Here is a 15,895-nt window from a genome sequence, read left to right on the forward strand (position 1 = left end):
TTGCGGCATTTAAGGAGGTGACTTTACATTATTTTTCGCTTTACATTAGCCCAGTAATGTTTAGCTCAACATTATTGGGCATCGAAGAGTCTCCATGCGATACTGAAACCGTCTCCCAGGATGCGTCCTGCATTTTCCCATTTATTAGGTTTAGGTACAGACACCTTCCTGTCTTTGACTTTGCAGATTTCAGTAAGGACTGCCTTGAAGTCCTCTCCTTTATTGGAAGAGAATGCTCCCGGGACATTTTCCCAGACGATGTATCTTGGACATTTTCCATTGGTAGCCTCCCTCATTTCTTTAATGATTCTGATTGCTTCATAAAAAAGACTTGAACGGCTGCCGCCCAAGCCATCTCTCTTCCCCGCCACGGACATATCCTGACAAGGACTCCCGAAGGTTATGATATCCACTGGCTCAAGTTCTGCCCCATTTAATGTGGATATATCTCCGTAATGTTTCATATTGGGAAATCGTACCATTGTAACCCTTACCGGAAACGGTTCAATTTCTGATGCCCATACAGGCTTGATTCCTGCAAGGACTCCACCCAATGGAAAGCCCCCGGAACCGTCAAAGAGGCTGCCGAGGGTCAATGAAAAATTATTCTGTTGGTCCATCGGCATCCTCCAATCCCATCACGGCATCCGCGTAGCTAACCTTCTCTCCATCCCGTATGACATACACATCCGTGCTGTCATTATTCTTAAATTCCAGATACCGCTTTACTGCCACATCCACAAACTTCGGCTCCAGTTCCACACCGTAACAGATTCTGTCCATCTGCTCACACGCCATAAGGGTGGATGCAGAACCTAAGAATCCATCAAGCACAATACCGTTTGCCTGGGTACACTGCTTAATCAGATATGCAATGAGCGGCACAGGCTTGCTGCTTGGATGGCCGAAACCATCTTCTTTGGAATTCTTGACACCTTCAAATTCAAATACAGATTTCTGTTTCTGGTCACCGTACCATTTGTGCTTTCCATTTTTTCTCCATCCCCATATGATTGGCTCCATATTGAACTTCCAATCAGTACGCATAAGCGGAGCCCTTGGTTTCTTCCAGATAAGACCTGCTCCGACCTTAAAACCTGCATCCTCGTAGGCATCATAAAATACGCGGGCTTTCATGGTTGCATAGAACACATAGATGGATGCATCAATGGCCATGCTTTCATGGAAGTTAGTAAATGCCTTCATAAGGAACTCGTATCCCTGTTTATCATCAAGGTCATCATTTGCAATCCTGCCAGATGCATTCTCAAGTGACACAAAGTACGGCGGATCCGTGCAGACAAGATTTGCCTTATTCCCCTCCATCAGCCTTTCATAAATTTCCGGCAGAGTGGAATCCCCGCAGATAACCCTGTGCTTTCCAAGGTGCCAGATATCACCCGGTTTGGAAAAGCACGGGTTTTGCAGTTCCTCTTCCACATCGAAGCCATCCTCTTTTGCATCTTCCTCATCTCCGGCAAGCAGGTCTGCAATCTCCTGTTCATCGAAGCCTGTAAGAGATACATCAAAGTCCATCCCCTCCAATGCTTCAATTTCAAGTTTCAGCATTTCCTCATCCCAGCCTGCATCCTGTGCATATCGGTTGTCAGCAAGAATATATGCTTTCTTCTGTGCCTCAGTAAGATAATCTACAAATACACACGGTACTTCCTCAATACCCTCTTCCTTTGCAGCCATCAGCCTGCCGTGTCCGGCTATGACATTATAATCTGCATCAATAATAACAGGATTAATAAAACCAAACTCACGCAGAGAGCCACGCAGTTTGTTGACCTGCTCCTGCGAGTGGGTTCTTGCATTATTTACATATGGTATCAGTTTTAAAGTTGGCACCATTTTCATTTCCGTTGTATGTTTCCCCATCGTCTTTCCTCCTCACCTCATTCTGCATATTTTTTATCCTTTCCGGCTTCGTAATAATCTCTCCATCATGTCATCCTGCGGAGTCCCTTGGAATTCAACCGAACAGTTCTCCTTCACAATCTGGAATATCTGAAACCACACCTGGTTGACCTGCTTCATATACTGCTGTGACATAGCCACATACGGTGATGCGCAGGCGGCTCCCGTGGTCGGATGCTTTGCAAGGAATCCATAATCGGATATTGCCTGTTCACACTGCAGCCATCTTGCCACGCTCATTGCATACTGCTCGATAAGCTGGGTGCTGACTAATTTTTCACACCCACGTTCCTTCAGCCAGAGCCATGTTTCCTTAAACACTTCATCCGCGCCGAGGTCACTTCCGTTTTTCTGCTTTGCACTAAGGTAGTCCTTTGGGTCTGGAACATCCTCTCCCTTTAGTTCCGGGGTATCCGGCAGTTCCATCACTTTGAGTTTTCTCCCACCGGGATTTCCTGACTCTATCTTCTCCGTCAGGGCTTTGGACTTCCGCCCGCTCCCTGCACGGGGACCACCTCTGGCAGTTCCGTCTCTTGCCATGAATTCGCACCTTCCTATAAAATTTAACGATTACGGGTTTAATACCCCGTTTGAAAACGCCGTTTTTCTGCACGAAGGGGCGGCACCGTTGCCCTGTAGCTTTTTCCCACAGAAATTTTGACCGCCCCTGCCCCTTTGGAAAATGACGGTCATGACCATCGCAGAAGAATATAATAAACTATTTTTATATATAACTGTCATGGCCATCATTCGTATGAATCACTCTTTCTTCCATGCCATCTGTCACCTCTTTCTGCATGAATCCGTGCGTGGCACGGCTTACACAAAGAGATAAGGTTGCTCCTGTCATGTGTTCCACCTTCTGACAAAGGAATCTTGTGATGAACCTCTTCCACAGGAACAAGCACTCCCTTCTCAAAGCACAACTCACAGAAGGGATGTGTCTTAACATAGCTGTCACGGATGCGTTTCCACGCACGTCCGTATCGTTTCCTTGTTGCAGGGTCACGACTGTACTTCTCGTAACGCTTGTTATCTTCCTTCTGGTGCTCTTCACAGAATCTTCCCTCTGTCAGCTTGGGACAGCCGGGATGGTAGCACGGATGCTTTGCTTTTCTTGGCATCACAGCACCTCCTTCATTGCAGGCATAAGAAAAGCCCTCACAATGGAAATTCCACCATGAAGGCTCATGCCTGTTAGCATCTTTATCTTATTTGCTGATTATACAATATCATAAACTGGACTATGGCATCTTATGGCAAACAATGGCAACTTTTAAATCTATCGCATTTTCTGGAAGTTTTATTTTTGCAATTGCTTTATTGTGCCATCTCTGGACTGTAGTAATATCAGCAGAAAGTTTGTCGCTAATCTTTGACCATGAATAGTTGTGGATATAACGGTATCTCATAATCATTTGATGCTCTGGCTTTTCCACCTTACTAATCACATCCCTTATCTGCTGTTTCAGTGCCATCAGCAGATCCACCTCCTCCAGAATCTTGGATTCCATATCGAAGATTTTTTCTAATGTATGGATGTAAGGTGCATCCGTATTTCTGCTCGCATTATAATGTTCTTCAAATCCCGGACTGGAAATTGTCTGTGACATAAGTCGGAGTTCTTCCAGTTCCTTTGTATCTGAATTGATTCTGTTATCCAACAGATAAGCCTGCCCCAAATATTCTTTTACTGTCATGCAGGCACCTCCTTCTCAAGCTGCGATAGAAGCGCCTGTCCATCAAGCTGTGTGAATATATTGAAATATGGGGATTTAAAGAACCTCTCACATTCCTGTTTCACGGATTCTGCAATCGTGTTCTTTTTTCCACGGGATAACTTATGCACTGCATCCCTATAGTCTTTTACTGCCTGTAGAACCACAGCATTCCCTAATGCCTCATATGGACTTAAGTTTCCTGCACTCATAGGTTTCTACCTCCGAAATAATTTTTTATTCCCTCGGATTGACCATGATTGACTTCTGATTGACTGTGATTTTCTATATTTCCGCTTTGACAGCTTCGATTAAAGCTGACTGTGTATTATCCTTTTCCGATAATGCTTTCATAATTTTCTCATCAATAGTTCCCTGTGCTATAAGATGGATTATAGTGACAGTTCCTTCTGTCTGGCCTTGTCGGTATAATCTGCAGACACACTGCTGATAAAGTTCCAGTGACCATGTGATTCCAAACCACACCATCGTGTTTCCACCCTGCTGAAGATTTAATCCATGTCCGGCTGATGCAGGATGAATCAATGCAACAGGTATCTCCCTGTGATTCCATTTAGTGATGCTCTCATCGGAATCTATCTTCATATGATTCACACCGATTTTATTAAGCCGTTCCACAATTCTTATATAATCATGTTTGAACCAATATGCCACAAGAACTGGTTTCCCATTGGCTGATTCGATGATGTCCTCCAAGGCATCCAGTTTTTTATCATGAAATGTGATGATATCTTCATCATCTGTATAAACTGCCCCGTTAGCCATCTGCGACAGCTTGTTCACAAGGGACGCTGCATTGGCAGCAGTCACTTCATGCTCTGGAGTAGAAAGAACCAAATCTTTCTTGAGTCCTTCATACTTTTGAAGTTCACTCTCATCCAGATACACAGGATATTCTGTGGTTATGAGTTCCGGCATATCTAAGAAGTCCACCGCTTTCATGGAAATCGTGATATCCTGTATCTTCTCATAAATCTTCTCCTCTGCTCCCGGCAGAAGTTTATAGGAATACACGATATTTCCGTTGACCTTATCGGGTCTGAAATAATTCAGCCTGTATTGACCAATAAACCTTCCAAGCCTTGCTCCCATATCAAGTACTTTGAATTCTGCAAACAGATCCATGAGTCCCTGACTTGCAGGTGTTCCTGTCAGACCCACAATTCTTTTTATGAAGGGACGAACCTTCATAAGTGCTTTGTGCCTTGCAGTCTGATGGTTTTTGAAGGATGATAATTCATCGATCACAACCATATCAAAGTTGAATGGGACACCGCTTTTCTCTACAAGCCACGGTACGTTTTCACGGTTGATGATATAAATGTCTGCATCTGCTGCCAGTGCTTTCTTCCTCTGTGCTACTGTCCCCGTCACGACAGACAGCCTGTAACCGGACAGTTGCTCCCACTTGTTTACCTCATCTCTCCATGTCCTCGTAACTCGCAGAGGACAGATAACAAGCACTTTCACAATCTCAAAATACTCATACATCAGATAGTCGATTGCCATAAGTGTTATGGCTGTCTTTCCCATTCCCATATCAAGCAGCACTGCCGTTATGGGGTTATGGGTTATAAAGTTGATTGCATACTGTTGATAATTATGTGGTTTGAATCTCATCAAGGATACCTCCTATATCTTCCAATGCATCAAGAACATAAACCTTGAAGCCTAACCTCTGTAACAATCTGTGTCTGGACACCTGCAAAGGTCTCGGTTTCTCACCTGGTGATTTAACCTCCACCATCCCAAAATGCCGACCCGGTAAAAATACCAATCGGTCAGGCATTCCATCAAAGGATGGGCAGACCCACTTAGGACAGATGCCGCCACGTTTTTTTACTTCACCCACTAATTTCTGTTCTATGGACTTTTCTCTCATCCACAAACCTCCCATCAAAATCTGCAAGCCTTAGTGACGGTCAAGACACTCTATTCACAAACCTCTCTATATGCATTTTTTTTATAAATTTTTCTTATTATAGAAAACTTTTAGTATAGAGTGTAATGACTATCACAAATGGCTTAAAATAAGGGGTTGTACAGATGCAAGCCAAATACTGAAAAGTTTATACCTGACTTGCACCGGCCGTCACCCACATAGGATTAAATAAAATCACTTCCCGATTTGAGTTTCACGCCATGCACAAAACTGCCCTTATTTGTTTTGTGCCTAAAGTAACCCGCTTTCTCTATTGCAGCATAAAAATCTGTAGTGCTGCGAATATACTCACCATTCTGGAGACAATAAGCACGGTACTGCTGATAGAACTCGCCTGATTTCTCTTCAAAGGAATCATCCACATCGCAGCAATCATTAATGAAATGTCCAAGCCAGTCATTTTCCTCACGATAAGCTGCAATAGCATCTTTCACACATTTCGGATCATCAACCTTATGGTCTGATTTGCTTACCTTCTCTGCACCTTCGATAATCCATTTCATAATGCCGGGCGCTGCTTTCTCATAAAGATAATCAGCATAATTCTTGATGTCGGAACTGCCCTTAATCTTGACATTAAAAGGAATTACCTTTAATCTTCTCCAGATACCGTCATCATTTGCACCGACCCTTGGCAGATGGTTGGTATAAAGCACCACTTGATGAGAAGGCACGAAGTGGAACGGATCCTTGTACTTCTTGCAAGCTTGTATCTCATCGGTACTGCATAACTGCTTAACCATTGCTGTATTAAGACGCACACCTTCCTGCATCTCAGATGCAATAATGAGCCTCTTTCCTTTCAGTTCCGCCATCTCTGGCTGTGCATTTATCTTGTTACCCATTGTGAGAATATCTGATGAAATCTTTCCTGCATAAGTTCCAAGCACACGGGCCACAGTGTTCCAAAATGTACTCTTTCCATTAGCACCATCACCATAAGCAATAATGATGAACTCCTCATACACCTTGCCAATAGCAGCCAGTCCGATGACTTTCTGTACATATTCAATAAGTTCTGCATCTCCACAGAAAAAGGTATCAAGTGCTTCAAGCCAGATATCCATCCCCTCATCTCCCGGAGAGCATTCCGTAATTTTGGTAATAAGGTCGAACGGATCATGTGGCTGTTCTCCCGCCATGCCAAGTTCCAGATTGTATGTTGCATATGGTGTATTCAGCAGATTCGGATTCTTATCAAGGTCTGATACCTTAATGCCAAGCATGGACTTTGCTACGTTCAGTGCAGAGGTAATGTACTTGTAATCTCTGCGTTTCATTGTGAAAGCAAGATACTTTTCTGCTCCGACAAGCATATAAAATATTGGAAGGTCACCCGGCTTGATATCACAATCCTTAGCAAGAACCTTTGAACCCTGATTTACGGATTCCTCCGGATATCCTGCTTTGATGAGCGCTTTCTTTGCTGTTTCCATATAATCGTTTGCATCCTGCAACTGTAAGTCGAGGAACTCTACACAGGCACCTACAGCCATCTGCTTATCTTCCACCCATACTTCTCCGTCATATCGAATATAATCCGTTGCTGATGTGTATTTCAGTTCATCTCCATATGTGGCTGACAGTATCTTTGCCTGTCCGACATCTGAGTAGTCCTCCGGCTTTAATGACCCCGGCTCTCCACCGAAATCATTATTGTACTGGTCTGGTGGAACATATCCGCTGCTGCCACTAATCTTGTTTCTAAAAAACTTAAGTGCTGAGAACCAAATCGTGGAAAGTTCCGTATCCTCAAGAGGCGGGTCGCACTTTGCTGCCTGCTCCAGAAATACTTCATATGCTTTATCGCACTCTCCATATCTCTTCAGAACTCTTCCGGCAAAAAGGGATAATGTCTTATTACGGCTGCCCTCTGTAATAGAACCACCGACAAACCCATCATCGAAATCTCCACCATCCGGTGCAGGCTCTGAATCTTCATTATCAAGAATATCCGTAATGCTCATCCAGCCTTCATGCCAGATAACCCCACCTATCGTTGCACCGAATAAAAATCTTGCAGCATCAAGTGCATTGCCATCAAAGAACGGATAGGCTTTCTGAATTGCAGTTTTCATTGCAGTATACTGTGCTGAATCCGTACATTTCTCAATAGGGAAATAAGCATGAAATCTTGGGCGTTCTGATTTTCCATCTTTTGCAAGCATATGATGTCTGCTTGGGACCAACACATAATCCACATCTTCGAATAGTTCTTCCATCGTATCTTCATTAATCCAGTCTGCAGGATTCTCACTGTGGTCATTGTCAATGTCCATAGGAATTACATCTGATTCCATAAAATTACTGTTGCTCCTGCGATTGCCTGTGTATGTAGCACACACATGGTCAAATGCCACAGCTGATTCCATATCTGCTGCATTATCCACGACTACCTTATTGGGATAAATGCAGTTAGCTGCCTTACCAACACAGGTCGCACAACATAATGTTGTCTGCATTTATGAGCCCTCCTTCATATCTTCATCAAAATATTTAATTGTCATTTGCTTACGCTCTGCATAAGCTATTTCGTTTAACATCCCGGCTGTCGGCTCACCAAACACCCACAACTCCCTGCACTTGGAAAGAATCGCAATATCCATGAACACAGCAAGATCACGCTCCGATTCTTCTTCCATAAACTGAGGAAGTAATAAATGTGGCACTATCGGTATTGCTCCTGCATCTACGGCATATCTGCTGTAAACTCTCGCCTTCTGCACGTTATATTCCTCATCACCTCTATATGCTGAACAGATATACACCATTGGCATATAACGCTTCTGTTCCTTATCCATATTAGAGATTGCCTGATATGGCACAGGATCAACATAGCCTTCCGGGTTTCTGTAATCTACTCCCATAAGAACTGTCTCCTTTCGTTAAATGGTAGGAATGTATCTTTTCCCTCACTATCCAATGGACAGGTTTCCGTGTAATGGGCGGGAATTATTTTTTCTTTGACTCTGTTTCTTCCTTAATTATGCAAAATACAAATTCATATTTTTCAAAATACATACCGCCCAATATAGCTTTTTCTGTCCATTAGATGGTGAAGGGATAAGGACCTTAAATATTTAAAAAAAGTTACCGCCCATTTTTCAGATTCTTGTCCATTGGATAGTGAAGGGATAAGGAACTTAAAATTCACAAAAAAAGTTACCGCCCATTTTTCAGATTCCTGTCCATTGGATAGTGAAAGGAAAAGGAACTCCTTCAGAAAGGTAGGTAAACAAATGCCAAATGTGGCAGAAACAGAAAACACGGCAATCAGTGATGAAGCACTTGATAAGGAAATTGCAGATGTTCTGATTGCAATAAGCGTCATTTCCAGACAGCTTGCAAAGAAAATCACAATCAGACATAAGTCAAAGGAGGCAAATGCAGATGAAAAATAAGGAAATAGCCGAACTGTACAGGGCAATAGCTGACGGCTTTGCAAAACTCAGTGAGATTTATTCTTCTGAGGATACGGAACAACCAAAACCTGTAAAAAAAGACAAGTCTATTAAGGCAGAAAAGAAAACAGAGCCTGCTCCGGCAGAGGAATCCGCAGCTGAGGAAAAGAGTGAGCCTGTTACTTACACCAAGGAAGAAGTCAGAGCGAAACTGGCACAGATGTCAAAAGCTGATGCAGGTAAGCACAAAGCCGATGTTAAAGGCATCGTAGCAAAATACTCATCTGATGGCACACTCTCTGGCATTCATGCTGATAAGTATTCAGAAGTTGTAGCTGAATTGGAGGTGGTCGGCAATGCCTAAACACGCACTGCTCTCTGCTTCATCCAGTAAACAGTGGCTGAACTGTCCACCATCCGCAAGGTTATGTGCTAACATCCGGGACAGGGCAAGTCCTTATGCACAACAGGGAACTGATGCACATGAGCTCTGTGAATACAAAGTTCTGTCAGCACTTGGTCATACCGGACATGATCCGACTGATAGTCTCGAATTCTATGATGCTGAGATGGAAAATTGTACTGAGGAATATAGAAACTTCGTCATGGAACAGTATGAAGAAGCGAAAACCTTATGTGCTGACCCTCTTGTACTCGTAGAACAGAGACTGGATTTCTCTGACTGGGTTCCGGACGGCTTTGGGACAGGTGACTGTCTCATCGTGGCAGACGAGGTACTTCACATCATCGACTTTAAATATGGTCTTGGCGTTCTGGTTGACGCAGAACATAATCCACAGATGATGTGTTATGCCTTAGGTGCCATCGATATCTACGATGGCATCTACGACATCAAGACTGTAAAGATGACAATCTTTCAGCCACGCAGGGATAATGTTTCCACTTGCACTATGACAAAGACAGATCTTCTCACTTGGGCAAATGCAGTTCTTGCACCAACCGCCAAGTTAGCCTATGAAGGTGGTGGCGAATTTAAAGCAGGCGAGCATTGTACCTTCTGTAAGGTCAAGGCAACCTGCCGTAAACGGGCAGAGTATAATCTCGAACTGGCCAAATACGATTTTGCAATGCCCGCCACACTTGAGGTTGCAGAGATTGCATCTATCCTTCCCAAGGTCGATGACCTTGTAGCATGGGTAAATGACGTCAAGGAGTATGCACTCGGACAAGCCTTAAGTGGAACGAAGTATGATGGCTACAAAGTGGTCGAAGGAAAATCCAACCGCAGATATACAAATGCAGACGCTGTTGCAACTGCTGTAGAAAATGCCGGATACGACCCATATGAGCAGAAACTTCTCGGTATTACAGCTATGACTTCTCTTCTTGGTAAGGCGAAGTTCAATGAACTCCTTGGAGGCTTAATTGAAAAGCCACAGGGAAAACCAACACTTGTGCCTGAATCGGACAAACGACAGGAACTTAACACGGCAATTGATGATTTTAAAGCAAATTAGGAGGACAATATCATGGATATTATGGCAAACACAACTAAATATGGAGCATTAAGGATGCCTACAAAGGTAATTACGGGACCGAACACAAGATTTTCCTATCTTAATGCATGGGAACCAAAGGCGATTGACGGCGGCAAACCTAAATATTCGGTTTCACTGATTATCCCAAAGGATGACACTGCTACCCTCAATAAGATTAAGGCTGCTATTCAGGCTGCTTACGAGGAAGGTCAGTCAAAGCTTAAAGGTAATGGCAAGTCTGTACCAGCTCTTACAGCAATTAAGACTCCTCTTCGTGACGGGGATCTTGAACGCCCGGATGATGAAGCCTACGCTAACAGCTATTTTGTGAATGCAAATTCCGCTTCCGCTCCTGGTATCGTAGATGCGGACAGACAACCTATCATTGAACGTTCTGAGATGTATTCCGGCATCTATGGCAGGGCATCCATCAACTTTTACGCTTTCAATGTGAATGGCAATCGTGGAATTGCCTGTGGCTTGAACAATTTGCAGAAATTAAGAGATGGTGAGCCTCTCGGAGGAAAGGCAAGTGCTGAATCAGACTTCGCTACAGAAGATGATGACGATTTCCTTTCATAATCTCAAGTAACATACAAAGCATATGGGCGGTGGAGGATACTTCCTCTGCTGCCTCATTTTTTATAATAAAGGAGCCAAACCATGCAAATTCCAGAAGTTATTAAAAAATTATCTATCGACTTGGAGACTTACTCCAGTGTACCAATCAAATGTGGCGTATATCCATATGCCGAATCCCCGGATGCTGAGATTCTTCTGTTCGGATATTCCATTAATGATAAATCCGTCATCGTAGTAGATGTAGCAAATGGCGAGGAGATCCCCAACTACATACTGAAAGCACTCACTGATGATTCTGTTATAAAATGGGCATTCAATGCATCATTCGAGCGTGTCTTTCTCTCATACTGGCTCAAACGCAATTATCCAGAATACTTTGAGAGCTACAGTATCCTAGAGGACTCCGTTGGCAACTATCTCGACCCATCATCATGGAAATGCTCTATGATATGGTCTGCCTACATGGGGCTGCCACTCTCCCTTGAAGGTGTAGGTGCTGTTCTTGGTCTTGAGGAACAGAAACTCAAAGAAGGCAAAGACCTCATCCGTTACTTCTGTGTTCCATGTAAACCCACAAAAGCCAACGGTGGAAGAACAAGAAATATGCCTTCTGACGCACCTGAAAAATGGGAACTCTTCAAGAAATATAATAAAAGGGATGTTGAAGTCGAAATGTCCATTCAACATAAATTATCCCGTTTTCCTGTGCCGGATAGTGTGTGGGATGAATACCATATAGACCAGGAAATCAATGACCGTGGTATCCTGCTTGATATGGATGTTGTAAAAAACGCAATCAGATTTGATGCTTTCAGCAAAGCAAGACTTATAGGAACATTAAAAGATAAGACAGAACTTGAAAACCCTAATTCTGTGGTACAGATGAAGGACTGGCTCTCATCAAAGGGTATTGAAACAGTCTCCCTTGATAAGAAAGCCATTGTAGATTTACTAAAAACCGTACCATCTGATGTTGCAGACGTACTTAAACTCCGTCAGCAGCTTGCAAAATCGTCCGTAAAGAAATATCAGGCAATGGAAAATTCGGTGTGTGCCGATGGTCGTGCAAGAGGTATGTTCCAGTTTTACGGGGCAAACAGGTCAGGAAGATGGGCTGGACGCATAATTCAGTTGCAGAACCTCCCACAGAACCATATATCTGATTTGGAAGAAGCCCGGGACATTGTAAAATCCGGAGATTATGAATTTATGAATATCCTTTATGATGATATTCCCGATGCACTCTCCCAGCTTATCCGTACAGCATTTGTTCCAAAACCAGACTACAAATTCTGTGTTGCTGACTTCTCTGCCATTGAAGCGAGGGTCATTGCATTTTTAGCAAAAGAGAACTGGCGAATGGATGTCTTCAGAAATAATGGAGATATCTACTGTGCGTCAGCCAGTGCAATGTTCCATGTCCCTGTTGAAAAGCATGGGCAAAACGCTCACCTTCGTCAAAAAGGCAAGATTGCGGAATTGGCACTCGGCTATGGTGGATCCGTTGGAGCCCTTACAAGTATGGGTGCATTAGATATGGGACTTTCAGAAGATGAGTTACAGCCTCTCGTAAATTCATGGAGAGCAGCTAATCCTAATATTGTACAGTTTTGGTGGGATGTTGATAATGCCGTCAAAACATCTATCAAACAGAGAACAGCTACCGAGACACACGGTATCAAGTTTATATATCAGAGCGGTATGTTGTTTATTGCCCTCCCTTCCGGCAGACGGCTTACTTACGTCAGGCCTAAGATCGGGGAGAACAGATTCGGTGGCGAGTCTGTCACATATGAAGGTGTCGGTACAAATAAAAAATGGAAACGCATCGAAAGTTATGGTCCTAAGTTCGTTGAGAACATCGTACAGGCAATCAGCCGGGATATCCTCTGCTATGCAATGAGAACACTTTCCCACTGCTTTATAGTGGGGCATGTTCATGATGAATTAATTATAGAAACACCTATGAATGCCCGCCTTGATGCTATCTGCGAACAGATGGGCAGAACCCCGGATTGGATTGATGGGCTGCTCTTAAGGGCGGACGGCTACGAAACGGAATTCTATAAGAAGGATTAACACAAAACCCCGATGGTTCGTGCTACCATCGGGGTCTTGTATATTATTTGTAATGTTTCATTTTCCTTGAAATTTCTGATATTGCACTATCCTTTCGGTCCCTTAATGTACGGCGGGGAATGCCAAGTTCTTCTGCAACACTACGCTGCGATTCATTATTGGCAACCATCTGGCAGACACGAAGTTTCTCTTCCGTCAGCTCATCCAATGCCTTGTTAAGTGCGTCGATTACAACTTTATATGCTGCGATTTCCTCTGGATTACTTGTATCGTCCTTCGCATCATATCCATCCTCTAACATGGCATCATACGATGTCTCGAACTCACTCTGTGCTTTCTTATCACGTTCATCCTTCTTTGACCAGTTGTTATAGGTTTTGTTCATAAGATCAGCCTCTTCCTGCGAATCAGCATTGAAAATTGCGTAATAATGTTTCATACGACCAGGTAGTGCTATATGAGCAACTGGAACATCATGACTCTTATAATGCTTGATGGTAACTTCATCACCATCTTCGATTGGAACGAAGTACGGATGCGAATAATTAAGGGGGGATGTGGTAACTGCTTTACTTGAATTTGCTTTGTTTTTCATGGATTGACCTCTTTCCGCCTTGGCTACTGCCATTTGGCGAGGACAATCCAACTTAAAAACGCACGACAATTAAGCGGGGAAACATATAATCCAATCAAAGACCACCTGGTCCTGAAAACAAATCATATGTGTATCCTCGCCAAACGTCGCGCGCCGTAAGGCTTAAACATTATTTTTTTTGAACACCATTTGGGTGTTCAGATGAGAAATCATCTGTTATGTATATCTCATCTCAACATCCAACTCAGAAAAGACGATATCTTAAGAAAACAAATCCCATCTCAGCAAAAATTAGAACAACTGACGCAAAATTATCAACTGAGGTTCCTATATATTTATTCTCTGTTTGGTTTCACACTTTTAGATAAATAACGCATACACAAATGGAGAATAATATAGGTTGGGGATTTTGCTGTTAACTCTCACGATAACCAAACAAGCATCATAGTTATCTGCATAAACAACATAACTTGAATATCATCGATAAGCAGGGCAGCAATCGATGTAACCCTTTCGTTATTGATAGCTTACAAAAAAACTTTCAAAAACACTCGGACATGGGATGTCCGAATTTTGCTCCCTTGTTACGTCTGATTTTATATTTAATGGATTTAGATGTTGAGGAACGAGCCGTGCAAAAAAATAAGCGGTAGCATTTCTGCTACCGCCTACTGCGATTAGATTATTCAACTTTTATTCCAGAATAATCTGGAACACATAATAAGTATAAAAACTCATAACAAGTTCTATGTATCAATCGATGTGCTTCTACATCATTTATTGCACTATAGCAATTCAAAAACATTTTTCGTGTTTTCTTACAAATTCGTGTATAAATACCATATTCTTTCATCCATCCTTTTTCTCGAAAATAGCCACGAGTTATTTTTAAGTCAAGGAACATAAGTTGTTCTCTTGAAGGCTGGTGGCTACTCAATATATCCCTTACAATCGTAAGTGTCTTTTGTCTTAAATGGTTGTACTTGTCATTATAAATCATTAATTCCTGAAAAGCTATTTTCAAATCAATAGGATTATTTGAAGATGCCCAATACCCCGCCTTTTCACGAGCAAACTTCATTAATTCAATCACATCCTTTAGTTTTTTATCGTAGTTAGGTACATTTATTCCACCCGTCAAATATTCTTTTAACCTTGTATCCTTATAATCATCTATTTCATCGCCATATCCAATACATGATTCTTTCTCTATTTGTGATTCTTTCACTGTACCTGCCACCAAAAAATCAGAGATATTATCTAGTTCATCATAGTACGCTTTTCTTTCAAGAAATTGAACGAAATACAAACTTATTTCATCCATTTCCCTAGCCGGGATCTTCCTATACTCTTCATGAAATTCTCGATTTTTTTTGTATTTTATTTTTGCAGCATCCGTTTCCTCTCGAAGTGTCTCATCTATTTCATTCAGCATCTTTTCAAATTGAAGTAATGACGACAATTTATCATTTACTTTGTCATTCTCCATCAAAAAATAGAATAGGGAACCAAAACAAATTCTTTCTGCTATCATGATGAATTGCTCAATATATCCCATGTTAAGATATCCAAGCCCCAAACATTTATATAAATTTTTTTCATCCCATATTTCTTTTCGTATGGTATCAATAGTATGGACAAAACTATTTGCAGTTTTTATATACCCCTCATATTTTGCCCCAACTAAAGCAATATTTATATGCTCTTTCAATTCATATATTTTTAAAGGCTCTATATCTGCAAACCTTGGCTCTAGCTCTAGGATGCTTTCCATTTCCTGCTTTCGTCTTGGATCTACTACTAACAAATCCGAATAATCATATTTAATGCCCTTATATCCCAGATTATCTAGTAAAAGCCTATTTTCTGCACTTCTATCCAAATAGGTACAAATCAAATCCGCTATCTCTTGGCTATTTAATAAATGAAGTGGTAACCATTCGAGTGGAGAATCCTCTTTTTTCAAATGTACAATAAAATTATCAATCTGTTTGCTTAAATTTCTATAATCATCTCCATATCTTCCCTCTTCCCCCCAGCGTTTCTTTATTGCTAATTCCTTAATTTCTTCATAATCCATTTCAAAATTTCCTTTACATATCAAAAGTAGCCAGACATCGGATGTCCGGCTACGA

Annotated in this window: 16 protein-coding genes and 1 pseudogene; 5 read left to right on the top strand and 12 right to left on the bottom strand. The window is 42.1% G+C overall.

Translation table 11 applies throughout. The features are described from left to right. Positions 1-74: 74 nt before the first annotated feature. The 10 genes and pseudogenes from E5329_RS17645 to E5329_RS17690 all read right to left on the bottom strand — a co-directional run. Positions 75-620, bottom strand: a pseudogene (locus tag E5329_RS17645) (DNA cytosine methyltransferase); the annotation flags it as partial. Beyond that, entirely contained in the window at positions 604-1,884 is a 1,281-nt protein-coding gene (locus tag E5329_RS17650; protein ID WP_135990762.1) for a site-specific DNA-methyltransferase, read from the bottom strand. The pseudogene E5329_RS17645 and the gene E5329_RS17650, both read right to left, overlap by 17 nt. Positions 1,885-1,917: 33 nt before the next feature. Beyond that, complete coding sequence (locus E5329_RS17655) at positions 1,918-2,463, bottom strand: P27 family phage terminase small subunit (RefSeq protein WP_135990763.1); 546 nt, start codon at positions 2,461-2,463, stop codon at positions 1,918-1,920. A 206-nt stretch (positions 2,464-2,669) separates the two neighbouring features. After that, a complete protein-coding gene (locus E5329_RS17660; protein ID WP_135990764.1) occupies positions 2,670-3,047 on the bottom strand; it encodes an HNH endonuclease in 378 nt (125 codons plus the stop codon). Positions 3,048-3,167: 120 nt separating this feature from the next. Further along, positions 3,168-3,623 carry a DUF1492 domain-containing protein gene (locus E5329_RS17665; RefSeq protein WP_135990765.1) on the bottom strand — a complete coding sequence of 152 codons (456 nt, stop codon included), beginning with the start codon at positions 3,621-3,623 and terminating at the stop codon, positions 3,168-3,170. Continuing rightward, entirely contained in the window at positions 3,620-3,853 is a 234-nt protein-coding gene (locus tag E5329_RS17670; protein ID WP_135990766.1) for a hypothetical protein, read from the bottom strand. Before E5329_RS17670 ends, E5329_RS17665 begins: the two co-directional genes overlap by 4 nt. Before the next feature lie 73 nt (positions 3,854-3,926). Beyond that, positions 3,927-5,282 (bottom strand): DEAD/DEAH box helicase, encoded by a 1,356-nt coding sequence (locus E5329_RS17675; protein WP_135990767.1) that lies wholly within the window; start codon positions 5,280-5,282, stop codon positions 3,927-3,929. Next, on the bottom strand, positions 5,263-5,544 hold the full coding sequence (locus tag E5329_RS17680; protein WP_135990768.1) for a VRR-NUC domain-containing protein: 282 nt from the start codon (positions 5,542-5,544) through the stop codon (positions 5,263-5,265). The genes E5329_RS17675 and E5329_RS17680 overlap by 20 nt, the downstream gene beginning before the upstream one ends. A gap of 224 nt (positions 5,545-5,768) precedes the next feature. Further along, positions 5,769-8,066 carry a phage/plasmid primase, P4 family gene (locus tag E5329_RS17685; protein ID WP_135990769.1) on the bottom strand — a complete coding sequence of 766 codons (2,298 nt, stop codon included), beginning with the start codon at positions 8,064-8,066 and terminating at the stop codon, positions 5,769-5,771. Further along, entirely contained in the window at positions 8,067-8,471 is a 405-nt protein-coding gene (locus E5329_RS17690; RefSeq protein WP_135990770.1) for a DUF7768 domain-containing protein, read from the bottom strand. It lies immediately after the preceding gene. Between the two features lie 372 nt (positions 8,472-8,843). On the opposite strand from E5329_RS17690, the gene E5329_RS29885 reads away from it, so the two are divergent. The 5 genes from E5329_RS29885 (at position 8,844) to E5329_RS17710 (ending at position 13,165) form a co-directional block, all read left to right on the top strand. After that, positions 8,844-9,005 (top strand): hypothetical protein, encoded by a 162-nt coding sequence (locus E5329_RS29885; RefSeq protein WP_168356671.1) that lies wholly within the window; start codon positions 8,844-8,846, stop codon positions 9,003-9,005. Beyond that, positions 8,995-9,369: a hypothetical protein gene (locus E5329_RS17695; RefSeq protein ID WP_135990771.1), complete on the top strand. Its 375-nt coding sequence runs from the start codon at positions 8,995-8,997 to the stop codon at positions 9,367-9,369. Before E5329_RS29885 ends, E5329_RS17695 begins: the two co-directional genes overlap by 11 nt. Beyond that, positions 9,362-10,483 (top strand): DUF2800 domain-containing protein, encoded by a 1,122-nt coding sequence (locus E5329_RS17700; RefSeq protein WP_135990772.1) that lies wholly within the window; start codon positions 9,362-9,364, stop codon positions 10,481-10,483. The genes E5329_RS17695 and E5329_RS17700 overlap by 8 nt, the downstream gene beginning before the upstream one ends. A 21-nt stretch (positions 10,484-10,504) precedes the next feature. Further along, entirely contained in the window at positions 10,505-11,086 is a 582-nt protein-coding gene (locus E5329_RS17705) for a DUF2815 family protein (protein ID WP_408634663.1), read from the top strand. Between the two features lie 99 nt (positions 11,087-11,185). Beyond that, complete coding sequence (locus E5329_RS17710) at positions 11,186-13,165, top strand: DNA polymerase (protein WP_334295748.1); 1,980 nt, start codon at positions 11,186-11,188, stop codon at positions 13,163-13,165. 43 nt (positions 13,166-13,208) lie between these two features. On the opposite strand, the gene E5329_RS17715 is transcribed toward E5329_RS17710, so the two are convergent. Both E5329_RS17715 and E5329_RS17720 read right to left on the bottom strand, forming a co-directional pair. Further along, complete coding sequence (locus tag E5329_RS17715) at positions 13,209-13,760, bottom strand: sigma-70 family RNA polymerase sigma factor (RefSeq protein WP_168356672.1); 552 nt, start codon at positions 13,758-13,760, stop codon at positions 13,209-13,211. A 682-nt stretch (positions 13,761-14,442) separates the two neighbouring features. Further along, positions 14,443-15,840 carry a hypothetical protein gene (locus E5329_RS17720; protein ID WP_135990775.1) on the bottom strand — a complete coding sequence of 466 codons (1,398 nt, stop codon included), beginning with the start codon at positions 15,838-15,840 and terminating at the stop codon, positions 14,443-14,445. Between the last annotated feature and the right edge of the window lie 55 nt (positions 15,841-15,895).

The sequence above is a fragment of the Petralouisia muris genome, assembly GCF_004793545.1.
GTDB lineage: Bacteria > Bacillota > Clostridia > Lachnospirales > Lachnospiraceae > Petralouisia > Petralouisia muris.

What these genes read in the sequence shown, in the direction of transcription:
- E5329_RS17650 (WP_135990762.1), bottom strand. Translation starts at nt 1,884, where the DNA reads ATGGGGAAACATACAACGGAAATGAAAATGGTGCCAACTTTAAAACTG.
- E5329_RS17655 (WP_135990763.1), bottom strand. Translation starts at nt 2,463, where the DNA reads ATGGCAAGAGACGGAACTGCCAGAGGTGGTCCCCGTGCAGGGAGCGGG.
- E5329_RS17660 (WP_135990764.1), bottom strand. Translation starts at nt 3,047, where the DNA reads ATGCCAAGAAAAGCAAAGCATCCGTGCTACCATCCCGGCTGTCCCAAG.
- E5329_RS17665 (WP_135990765.1), bottom strand. Translation starts at nt 3,623, where the DNA reads ATGACAGTAAAAGAATATTTGGGGCAGGCTTATCTGTTGGATAACAGA.
- E5329_RS17670 (WP_135990766.1), bottom strand. Translation starts at nt 3,853, where the DNA reads ATGAGTGCAGGAAACTTAAGTCCATATGAGGCATTAGGGAATGCTGTG.
- E5329_RS17675 (WP_135990767.1), bottom strand. Translation starts at nt 5,282, where the DNA reads ATGAGATTCAAACCACATAATTATCAACAGTATGCAATCAACTTTATA.
- E5329_RS17680 (WP_135990768.1), bottom strand. Translation starts at nt 5,544, where the DNA reads ATGAGAGAAAAGTCCATAGAACAGAAATTAGTGGGTGAAGTAAAAAAA.
- E5329_RS17685 (WP_135990769.1), bottom strand. Translation starts at nt 8,066, where the DNA reads ATGCAGACAACATTATGTTGTGCGACCTGTGTTGGTAAGGCAGCTAAC.
- E5329_RS17690 (WP_135990770.1), bottom strand. Translation starts at nt 8,471, where the DNA reads ATGGGAGTAGATTACAGAAACCCGGAAGGCTATGTTGATCCTGTGCCA.
- E5329_RS29885 (WP_168356671.1), top strand. Translation starts at nt 8,844, where the DNA reads ATGCCAAATGTGGCAGAAACAGAAAACACGGCAATCAGTGATGAAGCA.
- E5329_RS17695 (WP_135990771.1), top strand. Translation starts at nt 8,995, where the DNA reads ATGAAAAATAAGGAAATAGCCGAACTGTACAGGGCAATAGCTGACGGC.
- E5329_RS17700 (WP_135990772.1), top strand. Translation starts at nt 9,362, where the DNA reads ATGCCTAAACACGCACTGCTCTCTGCTTCATCCAGTAAACAGTGGCTG.
- E5329_RS17705 (WP_408634663.1), top strand. Translation starts at nt 10,505, where the DNA reads ATGGCAAACACAACTAAATATGGAGCATTAAGGATGCCTACAAAGGTA.
- E5329_RS17715 (WP_168356672.1), bottom strand. Translation starts at nt 13,760, where the DNA reads ATGAAAAACAAAGCAAATTCAAGTAAAGCAGTTACCACATCCCCCCTT.
- E5329_RS17720 (WP_135990775.1), bottom strand. Translation starts at nt 15,840, where the DNA reads ATGGATTATGAAGAAATTAAGGAATTAGCAATAAAGAAACGCTGGGGG.